Source organism: Parapedobacter sp., from assembly GCF_035556095.1.
Taxonomy (GTDB): domain Bacteria; phylum Bacteroidota; class Bacteroidia; order Sphingobacteriales; family Sphingobacteriaceae; genus Parapedobacter.
The window spans coordinates 95,725-111,962 of sequence record NZ_DATMFT010000005.1 but is presented as its reverse complement, the minus strand read 5'-3'; the positions used below and the strand labels follow the sequence as shown (position 1 = coordinate 111,962).

At 49.4% G+C, this 16,238-nt stretch carries 8 protein-coding genes and 1 pseudogene; 4 read left to right on the top strand and 5 right to left on the bottom strand.

Annotated features, from left to right (window positions below; genetic code table 11):
• Window positions 1-27 precede the first annotated feature (27 nt).
• A pseudogene (locus VNQ80_RS02475) lies at window positions 28-2,387 on the top strand (DPP IV N-terminal domain-containing protein); the annotation flags it as partial.
• A 138-nt stretch (window positions 2,388-2,525) separates the two neighbouring features.
• Here VNQ80_RS02475 and VNQ80_RS02465 read toward each other — a convergent pair.
• Window positions 2,526-3,962 (bottom strand): APC family permease, encoded by a 1,437-nt coding sequence (locus VNQ80_RS02465; RefSeq protein WP_325635863.1) that lies wholly within the window; start codon window positions 3,960-3,962, stop codon window positions 2,526-2,528.
• Window positions 3,963-4,125: 163 nt separating this feature from the next.
• Here VNQ80_RS02465 and VNQ80_RS02460 point away from each other — a divergent pair, with 163 nt between their 5' ends.
• A complete protein-coding gene (locus VNQ80_RS02460; RefSeq protein WP_325635862.1) occupies window positions 4,126-6,369 on the top strand; it encodes a sodium-translocating pyrophosphatase in 2,244 nt (747 codons plus the stop codon).
• Between the two features lie 216 nt (window positions 6,370-6,585).
• Window positions 6,586-8,079, top strand: a complete 1,494-nt coding sequence (locus tag VNQ80_RS02455; protein WP_325635861.1) for an amino acid permease — start codon at window positions 6,586-6,588, stop codon at window positions 8,077-8,079.
• Between the two features lie 76 nt (window positions 8,080-8,155).
• Here VNQ80_RS02455 and VNQ80_RS02450 read toward each other — a convergent pair whose 3' ends face one another.
• Window positions 8,156-9,544, bottom strand: a complete 1,389-nt coding sequence (locus tag VNQ80_RS02450; protein WP_325635860.1) for a DNA/RNA non-specific endonuclease — start codon at window positions 9,542-9,544, stop codon at window positions 8,156-8,158.
• Window positions 9,545-9,818: 274 nt separating this feature from the next.
• Between VNQ80_RS02450 and VNQ80_RS02445 the strand changes: the two genes are divergently transcribed.
• Window positions 9,819-12,455: a TonB-dependent receptor gene (locus VNQ80_RS02445; RefSeq protein ID WP_325635859.1), complete on the top strand. Its 2,637-nt coding sequence runs from the start codon at window positions 9,819-9,821 to the stop codon at window positions 12,453-12,455.
• A gap of 60 nt (window positions 12,456-12,515) precedes the next feature.
• Here the strand turns inward: VNQ80_RS02445 and VNQ80_RS02440 are convergent, their stop codons facing one another.
• Genes VNQ80_RS02440 through VNQ80_RS02430 form a run of 3 tightly spaced genes read right to left on the bottom strand, consistent with a single transcriptional unit; the run spans window position 12,516 to window position 16,209 of the window.
• Window positions 12,516-13,160, bottom strand: a complete 645-nt coding sequence (locus tag VNQ80_RS02440; protein ID WP_325635858.1) for an MgtC/SapB family protein — start codon at window positions 13,158-13,160, stop codon at window positions 12,516-12,518.
• Window positions 13,161-13,195: 35 nt separating this feature from the next.
• Window positions 13,196-15,571 carry an endonuclease MutS2 gene (locus VNQ80_RS02435; protein WP_325635857.1) on the bottom strand — a complete coding sequence of 792 codons (2,376 nt, stop codon included), beginning with the start codon at window positions 15,569-15,571 and terminating at the stop codon, window positions 13,196-13,198.
• Window positions 15,568-16,209 carry a DUF4296 domain-containing protein gene (locus tag VNQ80_RS02430; RefSeq protein ID WP_325635856.1) on the bottom strand — a complete coding sequence of 214 codons (642 nt, stop codon included), beginning with the start codon at window positions 16,207-16,209 and terminating at the stop codon, window positions 15,568-15,570. Before VNQ80_RS02430 ends, VNQ80_RS02435 begins: the two co-directional genes overlap by 4 nt.
• Window positions 16,210-16,238 lie beyond the last annotated feature (29 nt).

The following is a 16,238-nucleotide window of genomic DNA, read 5'->3' as shown; positions in this document are numbered from 1 at the left end:
AGCACCAATATACACCATTAAGCCGCCATGCAAAAAAATTACATGCTGATATTCCTCGTGTTTGGGTTATTTACCACGGGGATTGCACAAGAAAACAATACGAAAACCAGGGCAAATTACCAGTTGGCCGCCCGATTTTCACCCGAAAAACTAAAACGCCTGATTTTCTCTACCTCGGTAAATCCAAATTGGCTGAGAAATTCCAGTCGATTTTGGTATGTATATGAAACATCCGAAGGTAAGAATTGGTATCTTGTCGATCCCCAAGCACGCCGCAAGGATGCGCTTTTTGACAACGCACACTTGGCAGCCCAGCTCACACGGATTGTAAAAGACCCTTTCGATGCCCAGCATATCGACATCCGCAACCTGCGGTTTACGGATGATGAAAAGCACATCCGCTTTGAGGTGACCAGTACAAAAGACACACTCAAAAGTGAAGAGGAGCGCGAGAAAAGTAAGAACAAAGCCGATTCCCTGAAGAAAAAAGTATTTTACCTTGAATACGACTTGCAAACACGCCAAGTGATGGAACTGGCAGACTCACTCAAACCTAAGCCCCACCTTTCATGGGCCTCCTTCTCACCCGATACCAATACGGTGATTTTTGCCAAGAACTTCAACCTGTATTGGATGGACCGTGAAAACTACAAGAAAGCCCAGAAAGATGAAAAGGACAGTACCATTGTAGAGCATCAGTTTACCACCGACGGCGTGCAGCATTACGCATGGGGCGGCGACGAGCGTACCACCACCACCGGCGATGAAAAGAAAGATGAAGAGGAAAAGGACAAACGCAAGCGGGCCCGCATTACCTGGTCGCCCGATGGTCGCCATTTTGTGGTCGTCCGTAAAGATAATCGGCATCTCGACGCGCTGTGGGTCATCAACAACGTGGGTGGTAAGCGCCCTACGTTGGAAACCTACAAATACCAGATGCCGGGCGAAGTCGACAGCACGGAGCAGGAACTCCACCTCTTTGATTTTCCCACTAAAGAGGCAACCCAAATCCCCGTGGCTGCATTCAAGAACCAAACACTTTCCATATGGACGGCACCGAGGCCGCGTAATACCCAACCCGGCGACATCCACATAGATACCTGGCTCGGTTCCAATGAACGCTTTTTTATGGCACGGAGCAGCCGGGATCTCAAGCGCGTAGACCTCATTACGGTAGGGGTCAACGGTGACGTAAATACACTCGTGGAAGAACGCTCGAACACCTACCTCGACATCCAGCAACCGGCATTGATCAATAGTGGGCAAGAGTTCGTGTTCTGGTCGGAACGTGATGGCTGGGGCCATTATTACCACTATGATGGCGACGGCAGCCTGAAGAATCAGGTAACCTCGGGCGAGTTTTATTGCTCGGATATCGTTGGCCTCGATGAAAAGACACGTACCCTTTACTTTCAAGCCAATGGCCGTGAGGAAAACGAGGACCCCTACTACCAACACCTGTACCGGATAAACCTCGACGGTAGCGGCATGAAATTGCTCAATCCGGGCAATTTCGACCACCAGTCGGAAATGGACGACCATGAACGGTTCTTTGTTAATAACTCGTCACGCGTGAATACCGTTCCCGAATCAGCATTGTTTAACAACACCGGGCAGCTAATTCTGCAACTGGAAACGGCCGACCTAACCCAGCTGTTTGCCGCGGGCTACCAATTCCCCGAGCCCTTCCACGTAAAAGCCGACGATGGCATCACCAACTTATATGGCGTGATGTACAAACCATTCGACTTCGATTCCACCCGCACATATCCGCTTATCGAATATGTATATCCAGGTCCGCAAACCGAAGCAGTAAATAAAACGTTCGGGCGTAGCATGGACCGCATCGACCGTTTAGCCCAGTTTGGCTTTATTGTGGTGACTGTAGGCAACCGCGGCGGCCACCCCGCCCGATCCAAATGGTACCACACCTATGGGTATGGCAACTTGCGCGACTATGGTCTCGCCGATAAGAAAGCTGCGGCCGAGCAGCTGGCAGACCGCTACCCATTCATCGACATCAACCGCGTGGGTATCACCGGGCATTCCGGTGGGGCTTCATGTCTACCGCTGCCATGCTGGTATATCCCGATTTCTTCAAGGTGGCCGTATCGGGCGCGGGTAACCACGAAAACAACATCTACAACCGCTGGTGGAGCGAGCGCCACCACGGCGTTACCGAAAAAGTATCGGCCAAGGGCGACACGACGTTCTCCTACGCCATTGAAAAAAATACGGAATTGGCGCAGCATCTCAAAGGACACCTGCTATTGGCTACGGGAGATATCGACAACAATGTGCATCCCGCAAATACCATCCGGATGGCCGAGGCACTTATCAAAGCCAACAAGCGGTTCGATTTCCTGCTATTGCCCGGACAGCGCCACGGGTTCGGTAACATGACCGAGTATTTTTTCTGGAAAATGGGCGATTATTTCTGTGAACACTTATTGGGCGACCACAACGACGGCATCGACATGACAGAAATCAATAAGGAGGTGCCGCGCACACGGTAGCCTTTTTCGTTAGTTCGCTGTTCCATGGTCGGCTCTGCGCCTATTCCACACAAAAAACACAGGGATACCCAGCAGTACAATAATGAGCCCCGGCCAAGTAAATGTGGGCTGATAAATCAAAAGGCCTATGCATATGGTAAATGCGGCTAGCACATACAATGCCGGCAATATTGGGTAGCCAACAGCCCTGTAAGGCCGTTCGGCGTCGGGCCGCTTACGCCGTAGGATAAATATCCCAATGATGGTAAGGGCATAAAAAATCAACACCACAAAAATAACGTAGTTGAGCAAATCACCGTACCGCCCTGTAAGACACAATACCGACGTCCAAACACACTGCGCCCAAAGACCCCAGCCGGGCACTTCGAACCGGTTCAACTCACCTGCTTTTTTGAAAAATAGCCCATCTTGCGACATGGTGTAATACACCCTTGCTCCTGCCAGGATCAACCCGTTATTACAGCCAAAGGTGGAAATCATGATCATCACCGCGATGACTAATGTACCCACTTGACCGAAAATGGCTTGTGCCGCCACCACAGCCACTCGGTCTGCCGGCGCATAAGCGATTGCTTCCATAGAAAGCGTAGCCACATACATGAGATTGGCCGAAACATATACAATGGTAACAATCAGTGTACCAAGGAAAAGGCTCAGACCGATGTTCTTACGCGGGTTGCGTATCTCGCCAGCAATGAAAGTAACGTTATTCCATGCATCACTCGAAAAAAGTGAACCCACCATCGCCGAAACAATACCGGCAAATAATGCTGCGCCGCCGATCGAAACAACGGTACCACTGTTTGCATCCCAACGCACCGATTCCCAAGCAGTCGCCCAGTTAGCACTCCAAACATCCGCATTAAACGCCCCGAACAGCCCCATAACGATTAATCCTCCCAACGACAGGATCTTGATGATGGTAAAAACCGTCTGGATAATCTTACCGTTTTTTATACCCCTGGCATTAAACCAGGTAAGGATTACAATGGTACTGATGGATACTAGTTGGGCCGCATTGATTTTCAGTATGCCTAAATTCCACAACACATTTTCGTCACTTAGTGCGGGAAAGATATACGCCGCAAATTTGGCGAACGCCACCCCTACCGCGGCAATGGTACCCGCTTGGATAACCATAAACAACGACCACCCGTAGAGAAAGGCTACCAGTCGGTTATAGGCTTCACGGAGATAAACGTATTGCCCACCGGCTTTCGGAAACATAGCCGATAACTCTCCGTAGCTCAGTGCTGCGATAATCGTGATTACACCGGTGACTACCCAAATGGAAATAAGCCAGCCAGCGCTGCCCACATTGCGTACGATGTCAGAGCTCACAATAAAAATTCCGGAACCGATCATCGATCCGGCCACCAGCATGGTGGCATCGAGCAAGCCAAGCTCGCGCTTCATGTCGTCATGCTGTTCAGGAGTTGTTTGCATAAGGGCATCTTAAAATTTATAATTAGTAGCATCGAAAGTAGGTAAATAATATGAAATCATGCAAATAAATTTGTTTATTGCAATAAGCATCTTATTTTTGGCGACTCTTTGTTAAGACCTATTTTGACAATGAAGGATTTTGTAAACAGTTGAATTGGTTATAATGGAATTTTTACAAGAAAATTTGATTTATTTCATACCCGTATTGGGTTTGGTGGGTATCCTTGTCATGATCGGCAAATCGGCATGGGTGAGTAAGCAGGATGCCGGCGACGACAACATGCGTTCATTAGCCGGCCACATTGCTGAAGGCGCTATGGCGTTTTTAAGAGCTGAATGGAAAGTGTTGTCGTATTTCGTCGTCATTGCGGCGCTCCTATTGGCTTGGTCCGGCACGTTGGTTGAAACCTCCAGTTGGGTCATTGCCATTTCGTTTATCCTTGGTGCTGTCACGTCGGCATTTGCAGGCTACATTGGTATGAACGTAGCTACCAAAGCAAACGTTCGGACCACACAGGCCGCCCGTACCAGCCTTACCAACGCGTTGAAGGTATCTTTTACAGGTGGTACCGTGATGGGGCTCGGCGTGGCTGGGTTAGCCGTATTAGGCATGGGCGCTTTATTTATCGTATTTTACCAGGTCTTTGTAGTGAGCACCGGAGGCAGCGTAAACGGCATTGAAATGGAAACGGCGCTGGAAGTGCTGGCTGGTTTCTCGCTGGGTGCCGAATCTATCGCGCTTTTTGCTCGCGTAGGAGGCGGTATTTACACCAAAGCTGCGGATGTGGGAGCCGATTTGGTGGGTAAAGTAGAAGCCGGTATTCCGGAGGATGATGTACGCAACCCCGCGACGATTGCAGACAACGTAGGTGATAACGTTGGCGACGTAGCCGGTATGGGTGCCGACCTGTTTGGCTCGTATGTTGCCACCATATTGGCCACGATGGTGTTGGGTCGCGAAATTGTGTCGGCAGATAACTTCGGCGGCATTGCCCCGATCCTTTTGCCGATATTGATTGCCGGGCTGGGCTTGATTTTTTCGATTGTCGGTGCTTCGTTGGTCAAAGTGAAAAACGACCAAGGGGATGTGCAACAGGCACTCAACCTCGGCAATTGGTCATCGATTATCTTCACGGCCATTGCTTCGTATTTTGTAGTCGGCTGGTTGTTGCCGGATCAGCTGGAGCTCCGTGGTGTATCGTTTACATCAATGGATGTGTTCTTCGCCATCATTGTCGGCCTCGTTGTAGGTGCTCTTATGAGCATCGTCACCGAGTATTATACCGCCATGGGTAAGCGTCCCGTCAATTCCATCGTGAAGCAATCGTCTACCGGCCATGCCACCAACATCATCGGAGGCATTTCTATCGGTATGGAATCAACCGCTGTACCTACCATCATACTTGCCGCGGGTATCATCAGCTCGTACGCATTCGCCGGCCTTTACGGCGTAGCTATTGCCGCCGCGGGGATGATGGCTACCACAGCCATGCAATTGGCGATTGACGCCTTCGGCCCCATAGCCGACAATGCCGGCGGAATTGCTGAAATGAGTGGACTACCTAAAGAAGTACGTGAGCGCACGGATAAACTCGACGCTGTGGGAAATACCACCGCGGCGACGGGAAAAGGGTTTGCCATTGCTTCGGCAGCGCTTACCGCGCTCGCTTTATTTGCCGCTTTCGTAGGGATTGCGGGGATTGATTCGATCGACTTGTATAAGGCTCCCGTCCTAGGGGCGCTTTTCATCGGCGCAATGATCCCGTTCATCTTCTCCTCACTTGCCATTGCAGCAGTAGGTCGTGCCGCCATGGCTATGGTGGAAGAAGTCCGGCGCCAGTTCCGCGAGATTCCGGGCATTATGGAGTATAGAGCAAAGCCCGAATACGACAAATGCGTGGCTATTTCGACGAAAGCGTCTATCCGGGAAATGATTTTTCCAGGTGCTATTGCGTTGGTTGTTCCCATCTTGGTAGGTTTCGGATTCAAAGATGTGTTTGAAGACACTTCTTCGGCCGAGATCCTGGGTGGTCTTTTAGCTGGTGTTACCGTATCAGGTGTATTATTGGGCATGTTCCAGAACAATGCTGGGGGTGCATGGGATAACGCGAAGAAATCGTTTGAAGCCGGGGTTGAAATCAATGGCCAAATGGAATATAAAGGTTCCGACGCCCATAAGGCTTCTGTAACGGGAGATACCGTGGGCGATCCGTTCAAAGACACCTCCGGCCCATCGATGAATATCCTCATCAAGCTGATGTCTATCGTTTCACTGATTATTGCCCCACATATTAGCGTCGGCGGTGCACATAGCCACGCCGTAGAGCGTAACACCGATGGTCAAGAAAAAGTGATTGTGTACGAAGCTGACCAACCGGGAGAGAACAACGACGTTTCCTTGTTTTAGAGCTTACAAGCAGAATCCTTTACGGGTTCAGCAGCATACAAAAGAGGATACCGGATATAATCTGGTGTCCTTTTTTATTATAAAAGTGGTTTATAGAAAAGGCATTGCCGAGCCCACGGGGTTGATTGTGTGTGAAAAAAATTGCGTTCATACTGATAAAAATTTGTAGGTTTGACCGATTACTAACGAAACGCCTGAATTGTAAAGGAGAATAGTATGTTATTTAAAAAAACGATTCCAGCCTTAATCACCGAGGCCGCAGAGAGTGGCGAAGGCACATTAAAACGGACATTAACGAGCAGTGGATTGGTAGCATTGGGTGTCGGCGCCATTATCGGTGCGGGCCTTTTTTCACTTACCGGTATAGCTGCTGCCGAAAATGCAGGACCTGCCGTAACGATCTCATTCATCATTGCTGCTACAGGCTGCGCATTTGCAGGACTATGCTATGCGGAGTTCGCGGCCATGATCCCGGTAGCCGGAAGCGCGTATACGTATTCTTATGCAACCATGGGCGAATTTGTGGCTTGGATTATCGGATGGGACCTGGTGCTTGAATACGCATTGGGTGCTGCAACCGTGGCATCAAGTTGGTCGCAATATTTTGAGCAGTTTTTGCTCGAATTCGGTATACACATCCCTCACAGTTTTCTCCACGGGCCGTGGGAAGGAGGCATTGTCAATATCCCCGCCATTGTTATCGTTTGTCTACTATCGTTGCTCCTCATGCGAGGAACGCATGAGTCGTCTTTGGTCAATAACATTTTGGTCGTTGTCAAGGTAAGCGTCGTATTGATTTTTATTGCGTTGGGCTGGAGTTTTATCAATCCGGCAAACCATGTGCCCTTCATTCCTGCAAACGAAGGTGAGCAAATGTTGAGGTCTGGTGAATTAGGCTTCTTTGATTTTTTTAAGAGTGATTACTTCGGTCAATTCGGTATCAGCGGCATTATGCGGGGTGCGGGTGTGGTCTTTTTCGCGTTCATCGGGTTCGATGCGGTGAGTACGGCGGCGCAAGAGGCCAAGAATCCACAAAAAGGTATGCCTATCGGAATCATCGGTTCGTTGGTTGTGTGTACACTACTGTATGTATTGTTCTCATTTGTGATGACAGGACTAGAAAATTACCAGTTATTTGCCGGTGATGCAAAGCCCGTAGCTACTGCATTTGCGAAAACGGGATATACGTTCTTAAATACGGCGTTGATTGTAGCCATCCTTACGGGATATACTTCCGTGATGCTGGTGATGCTGCTTGGTCAAAGCCGGGTATTTTACACCATGAGTAAAGATGGCCTATTACCCCGATTTTTTTCGGATTTATCAAAAAGGCAAACACCATGGAAAACCAATCTGGTATTTATGATCTTTGTCAGTATTTTTGCCGGTTTTGTGCCTGTTGCAGACCTCGGACACATGGTAAGCATCGGCACCTTGTTTGCCTTCACACTGGTATGTATCGGCGTCATGGTACTCCGCAAAACGAATCCCGACACACCGCGGCCTTTCCGTACACCGCTGGTGCCGCTAATACCGATATTAGGTATCGTGGTATGTATCGCGATGATGGCATCCCTCCCCATCGAAAGCTGGGAACGGTTGGCCATTTGGATGCTTATCGGAATTGTCTTCTATTTCATATACGGCAAACGCCATAGTAAAATACGTGCTGCGGTGGAAGCCGGGAAGCCACAAGGCCCTACGGTTTAGCGTATCAAGAAACTTGATTTTCAAACTGCCTTCCACGTGTGTGCAAGGCAGTTTTTTATTAATAGGATTTGTTATACTAAAAACCGACGACAATAGCCGTTTCAAGGGCCTGCTGAATACCCTCAGGAAGCTCAGCAAACAGGTCGTAGCCGGTCCGCTCTTCAATGTCGTCAACGCTTACCCGGTATGTTTTCCAGTCCCGATCGATGACATTCGTGTTCGGCATGTCTACGGCAATTACCGATGTGCGGCCTGTCACGCGGTCAAAGTCGTCATCACCGTTAGGCAACAGCAAAGCCACTTTCCAAATGTGGGATGGCACCGTAACCTTGCCTCCGGCCAGTGCGTTCGCGCTGCCATGGTTACCCACCCCACCAATACCATAAGAACCCATGATGATGTATGCCTCGTATCCGTTGCGTACTTGTTCTCTAATGTGGCTTTCTAGATCTGCCCAAGGCCCGCTGTTGTTTTCCGGGGCCTGCGGAATCATATTGGTCATCAAAAAAGTAGCTGCATTGGCCGCGAACGAGCTTGTCCGATCGGCTGACGGGCAGTTGTGTCCCCGGTCGAAACCCGACCCAGTGTAACTTGCGTGCGAAACGGCATGCCAACGCTCCGGTATGCCAATATACGCGGCAAAATTATTCTGGCGGCTTACGGCTTCCGAAATGTCGGCCGTATCTAGATGCCAGCTTACCCAGTTAGGTGTACCCCGGTCGCGATTATAGGATAATACAAAGTAATGGTGATCAATCAGATAATTTGAATAATTCATCACATCAGGTGTGGCTCCAGATGGATTACCGAACAGCAAGTTGCTATCATCTCCAAAAGCGGCTGGCGCATCATCACCACGGTCGACACCGCGCGGTGGAAACGGTTCCGGGGCTGCTCCAATTGGTCCTTCGCCCGGCTCACCCGGCACAATGCCGGCCTCACCGCTGCCTTTAAACACGATGTCGTCTAAATTCAGGCGGCCCCCACCGGTCTTTTTAACTTGAAGCCGTACTTTTCCGGTGCCTATAATCGCGAACGAATCCAATTTCAGCGTATGTGAAACCGTGGTCATCTCCTCACCTACCGGTTGGAAGCCCTGCTCGTCTGATGCGATATACAAACGCCATGTTGCGGGGGCATCGTTGCCAAAAAGTCCATGTTTGATGTAAACCATGTCTAAGTTGGATACCTCAAACGTTGTACTAATGCTTCCAACATCGCGGATGCGCACGGCACGCTCACCAACTTTTGCATCAGCTTGGTATGCCCCACCCCAAATGAGGGCATCGTCGAATTCCCATATGCCGGTACGCAGCTGGAAATTAGTCGCGGCGTAAGCGTCTTTCCGAGCGCCTTCAAAGTCTTCGGTAATTCGGTAAGTTCGTTGTTCCGGTCTTGGGTCCTTGCGCTTAACACCGCAACTCAGTGCTAAAAGCAAACAAATGGCAAGCATGGCTGGTTTCATACCCCAAACTTAGGCATACGCCAGGTCTCCTGCAAATCCTGTGGGACACCGGACGGGTAAAATCAATATAGTCACCGGTTTGTTGATAAAAAATGTGTTAGATAATAGTATATTAACATCAGCTTCACACACAAAAAGTTACCTTTGCAGCGTAAAATTATCATTCATCCCATGAATGCACTATTTTTCACGGCACACGACACACAGTCCTTTTTCAAAAAAGGCGGAAACCCGGCTTTGTTTACATTCACCTTCAATATTAATTCTTGTACGTATGAGCGCAAAAACTACTAAATGTTTCGCACTGGTTGCTATGCTACTCCTGTGTAGCAACTATTCATGGGCACAACGCGTGCTCACGGGAAAAGTTACCGATCGCGAAGGTCCCGTAGCCGGGGCAACCGTGTTGGTTAAAGGCACTTCCAGTGCAACAGCAACCGACGGTGACGGCAACTTCAATCTATCTACCGACCTGCAATCCGGCGAGATCGTTATACGTATTCTCGGTTTCTACAGCAAATCGATACCCTTTTCGTCACAAACGAACTTGGGTACCATCACCCTCACCACATCAGACTCACAGTCGCTTGACGAAGTTGTAGTGATTGGTCGTGGCATCATCGACATTGCGGAAGACCGAGAAACACCTATTGCGGTATCTACCGTTTCCCGCGCCGAAATACTTGAAAAGGGCGTTGGTAACGTAGAGTTTCCCGAAATCATGAAAAATATCCCCTCGGTATTCATCACCAACCAAGCCGGAGGGTTCGGCGACAGCCAGAATTTCCTCCGCGGCTTCGACCAGTCGAACACCGCCTATCTGTTGAACGGTCAGCCTATCAATGGCATGGAAGACGGCAACATGTATTGGTCAAACTGGAGCTCAATTGCCGACATCGCCAATGCGGTGCAGGTACAACGGGGTCTGGGCTCATCCAAATTGGCCATCTCGTCTGTAGGCGGCACGGTAAATATCGTTACGAAAGCAACGGATATGCAGGAGGGCGGTTCAATACGTTTCTTAACCGGTAATTATGGCTACGCTAAAGGTACCGTGGCATATAATACGGGGCTCCGTGGAAAATGGGGATTTTCATTTATGCTTGACTATTGGCGCGGGGACGGGAAATATGCCAAAGGTACAGCTGGCGAAGGACAAAGCTATTTTTTCTCCGTGGGGTATAAGCCCGATGAACGTCATAATTTCAACTTCATGGTGTTCGGAGCACCACAATGGCACGACCAGAATTATTCAAAAGCGCTGGAGACCCGCTACAACACAAACGGCACCATCAACACGCCGGGCTACGACATTACCGGTATCAAGGGGAATTCCAATTACGGGTACCTGAATGGCGAAGGATTGGCCGTCCGAAAAAACTATTACCACAAACCGGTCGCCAACTTCAACTGGGACTTTGAAATTAATGAGAAATCATCATTATCTACGGTACTTTATGCTTCTTTGGGCCGTGGCGGCGGCGTAGGTCCTCTTGGCAATGGCCTGGGTTTCATCGATCAGCAATATGGCGGTGGCTACCTACCTAACGGCTCAATTAACTGGCAGGGCGTGGTTGACTACAACGCTACCATCGATAACGGTATCGGCGCCGACCGTACTGGGTCAATGCTGCGTGCTTCAGCCAACAACCATGCCTGGTACGGTTTGGTAACGAATTACAATTTCGACACCCAACGTTATTTCACTTTTAATGTGGGTGCGGACATACGCTTCTATCGCGGCGACCACTTCCAGCAACTGGTGGACAAGCTGGGACTGGAGGCATGGAATGCGCCAAACGAAAATCGTGGTGGTGGCGATTATCTCGTAACCAAAACATTTAAAGCCAGTCCATGGACTGCCCTGTTCAATCCTGCCGGAGAGGAATATCGGGTCGGCTACGATAACTCCGAACAAATCAACTACCAAGGCGTGTTTGGGCAAGCCGAATTTAGCAATGGGATTATTTCGGCTTTTGTCCAAGGTGCAATTTCAAATCAGTCGTACCAGAAATTTGACCGGTGGAATTATGCAGGCGGACAAGCTGAATCACCTGTTGAAAATAAATTGGGCTACAACGCGAAAGCCGGATTGTCATTCAATTTTGAAGAAAACCATACCCTCTTCGCAAATGCTGGTTTCTATTCCCGCCAACCGTTCCTCGATAATGTATTCGTCCAAAACACCGTAGACTTCACCGACCCTGTAGTAGACAATGAGGAAATTCTGGGACTTGAAGCCGGTTACCGCTTCACCTCCTCCAACTTTACCGTCAACCTAAACGGATACTATACCTCATGGGCAAATCGCTTCTTATTGCAAAGCGGACGGTATGGCGACGAAAATACCGAAGGTGCTTACCTGATTACCGGCATCACCCAATTGCATAAAGGTTTGGAACTCGACTTCCAGACCCATATCACACCGGAATGGATGTTACGTGGATATGCGTCGGTAGGCGACTGGCAATACGATGGTGAGACACCGTTCCGTTTCCGCGAAGAAGTGAATTCAGAAATCATCGGTACCGGTAATTTGGATTTGTCGGGCGTTAAAGTAGGTAACGCGCCGCAAACATCATTTGGCTTAGGCACTAAATACAATATTCTCTCCGATCTATCGGTCGATGTAGACTTCAACTTCTATGATAACCTGTACGGGCAGGTCGATCCTGAAGATGTGGTTGGAGCTGTGCTAGCGGGTGAAGTTTATGCAACTGAAAAACTAGATGGCTTCGGCATAGTGGATGCCGGCCTCTCGTATACCTTCCGGTTGAACGCACAACGGCTGAAATTCCGGGGCAATGTTTATAACATATTCAACAAGGAGTATTTCGGCCGTAAGGATGGATTTGGCTACTTCTACGGTTTGGGTACTACTTGGAACGCTGCGCTTACATACAGCTTCTAGAAAAAAACGAACAATACAGAATGAGCGAGGCCGTCTTACCCGAGTGGGAAGACGGCCTTTTTATGCGTTATAATAAAACTCCTCCACATAGGTGAGTTCCATCATGGTATTATTAAATTGTTGCAGGTACTTGCGGTCCGCTAACAGTTCAAAAACCACCGACAATTTTCCCTCGCGTTTGGACACCGTCTTACGGGTATATTTGATTCGATGCTTGTCCATCACGTCTTTTAGCTTTTCCAGGTTGTTGATATCCATATCACCAAACCCCACATAAATCGTGCGTGTAAGGAACAGCCGTTCCATCGCATTCTCTACCTTATTGAACACGGAAAGGATAACAACGGTAACCACGGAAAGCGAGAGCGCCAAGCTATGGTAGCCCATTCCAGCCGCCATCCCGATACCGGCCACCACCCAGATGACAGCAGCGGTAGTGAGTCCCATTACCGAAAACTTATCCTTGAAAATAACCCCCGCGCCGATAAAACCGATACCGGTAATGATATTCGCCGCTATCCGGTCATCGCTACCGGCACCAAAACGAGAGGCAATCGTAAATGCGGTCGCTCCAAGACAAATCAACACGATCGTTCGAAAGCCTGCCGACTTATTTTTATACTCACGCTCAAGCCCTACCAGACTACCCGCCAACAGGGAAACACCGATGGCTGCCAAATCGTTATTTTCGGGTAAAATTTCCATTTTATCGCGGTTGTGCTTTTTGTTATCAAAATCAATTAATCCAAATAGGCATACGTAATCCCTTCACCGCCACGATCGGGGTGTTCGTCTTCCATACGTGTTACTTCACCATATTTACGCAGATACTCACGGATAAACTTACGTAAAATCCCGTCACCTTTTCCATGAACAATTTTCAAGCTCGGAAACCCCATCATTAGTGCCTTGTCTAGGTATTTCTCAATTTCGGCAAGGGCAGCCTCGGTACGCAAACCTCGCACATCCACTTCCGGACCGAAGCTCGCCGTGCTGTCGGCTAGCTGCGTTTGGTGCGAGCGGCCACCACTCACTTTTGACTTTTTCCTATCGATAAGGACCACGTTACTCCGTTTTTGAACAGTCCGGAGTTCTCCCATGGCCAATACCAGGTTGTTCTTAGCCGTGCTTATCACTTCGGCCTCACTGCCGGTACCTAGTATTTTTACCCAATCGCCCACTTGTATAGCAACCGTTTCCGAAGTTTTTTGTTTCGCGGGTGCCGCTTTCTCTTTCGCTGGCTTGTGTTTATCCAATTCCCGATCAAGCTGATTACGGAGCGCCTTGGTTCTTGCCTTATCAGCCTGGCTTTCCCGAATACCAGCGATGGTGTTTTCGACCACCTTATTTGCATTGCTGATAATCGTCCTGGCCTCTTCGCGGGCTTTGCTGATGATGCTCTTCTTATTTTCTGCTAGGTAAGTCTGCAGGGTATCGTTTTCGGCCTTCAGTCGCGCAAGCTGCTTCTCTTTCTGGATCAGGGATATTTTTGCATCGTGTACTTCTTTTTTGTCGCGTTCCAAATCGACCAATAAAGTGTCTACCCGTTTCTGCTGTGCACCGATCTTTTGCCTAGCTGCGTACAGGATGTCCTTGCCCAAGCCGATCTTTTCGGCAATCTCAAATGCGTACGAACTACCCGGCTTACCCGTTTGCAAGATATACAACGGACGCATGGCCGCGTTGTCAAACAGCATTGAAGCGTTTTCGACACCATCAGTATTGCTCGCGAAAACCTTCAAATTGGAATAATGGGTGGTTACCACGCCTCGTACCTGCTTTTTGTTAAGGACTTCCAATACGGCTTCGGCAATCGGGCCACCAAAAAGTGGATCGGTGCCGGTGCCGAATTCGTCAATGAGCACCAGGGTTTTGGCATCGGCGTGATCCGAAAAATGCTTCATTTTCGTGAGGTGCGCGCTGTAGGTACTGAGATCACTCTCAATGGACTGGTCATCGCCGATATCCGCGAATACCTGCCGGAATACACCAATGCGCGACGTTGGGTCGGCCGGAATAAGCAAGCCTGCTTGAACCATCAGTTGCAGAAGCCCAATGGTCTTCATGCATACCGATTTGCCCCCCGCATTCGGCCCCGAAACCACCACAATACGTTGATCTTTGTCGATCGTGACATTCAATGGAACAACCGTTTGCTGCGTACTCCTGAAATTGAGCAACAGCAACGGGTGTCGTGCTTCAATGAGCGATATGGATGCGTCAGCAACTAATTCTGGCATATGGGCGTCGATATCGATTGCAAAAAGGGCCTTTGCCCGCACGAAATCGACCTTACCGAGAAGCCTGTGATAGTCAACCAACAACGGTACATGTGGCCGGAGTTCGTCGGTGAGTGCCGTAAGGATGCGAACAATCTCTCGCCGCATATCAAACTCCAGGTCGCGCACCTTATTATTTAGGTGAAACACCTCTTCGGGCTCAATATAAGCTGTTTGTCCCGTGGCCGATTCGTCATGTATCCAACCCTTCACCTTGCGTTTGTTTTCGGCCAGCACGGGAATACACAACCGGCCATCGCGCACAGTCAGGTTGCCATCAGCTGTCCACCCCTGCTGTTGGGCTGTCCGGAATACCTGGTCGATCCGCTTTCGGGCTTCCTGTTCTGCTTTGGCGATATTGGCTAAAATATCAGCCAGCACCGGCGACGCATTAGGTTTTACCTTTCCCTTGGCATCAATCACTCGTTCGATGGCAACCAGGATATCCTTTTCTATCGGCAGGTTTTCAAATAACACCTCCAGATTGGGGTACTGGCCATTCCGTTCGTTAAAATACCGGATAATCGCAAATACGGTACGCAGCGAAAGCATCAGCTGAAAAAAATCCTCCTCACCGAGGAAAGCACCCTCTACCCGGGCTTTTTCTGCCAGCGGCCGTATTGGGTAAAGATGGTCCACCGGTAACGGGGCATCGTTCGTCAACACGTCTTTGAATTCAACCGTTTGCCGAAGGAACAGGTTAATCTGGTCAAAGCGCGTCTGCGGTTGGATCCGGTCTACAAGGTCCTTTCCCACATCACTGAGGCATTTAGCAGCAATCAACGCCCTTATATCGGTAAAGCCTAGCTTCTCTATGGCGTTCTCGGGAAAAGTCATCGTGAATTGATTTTCTTAATGGGCTTCAGTACCGGTTCCGGATGCGCTTCCGCTTTTGGTGGTACCACAGGTGGGGCCGTAGGCTTCGCGCGCAATGTGCCAGGCTGTTCCCGTGCGCCGTCGCTTAGTCTAATTGCTTCCATCATACGTTCCCGCAACAACGTATAGGTTACCGGTATCGGCTGGCTATACAGGAGGGTGTCGGGGCCGTTGAGATACAGGAGGTAACGTTTGCGTTTAAAATCCAACGAGTCGCGATTCACCTTCAGTAAGCTATCCGTGTGCCGCGCACTTACGATGGAGTCGGCCCTGCGCTGTGCACTGTACTTTTCGTCGATGGCTTTCTGCTCAGCCGTATTATACGCCTCTAGTCGCTTTTCGATATCGAGGTACATTCTCTTCATCATGGCCGGCCGCGTGGCGTAAAAGTCAATACTCCGTTCAAATGTGACGGAATCAATTCCGTATCGATTGAAAATTGCGTCGTAATAGGCATCCCGGTACAGCCGGGCAGAATCGATCATCATGGACGCTAATTGGCCATCGGCCAAGTGCATATCCAACAGCATAGCACCCATCTGTCGCTGTGGCACGATACCTTCAGGCACCTTTCGCCCACAAGCATAACTAAAAATCAAAATCGTTAATATGATGGTTATTAGCCGCA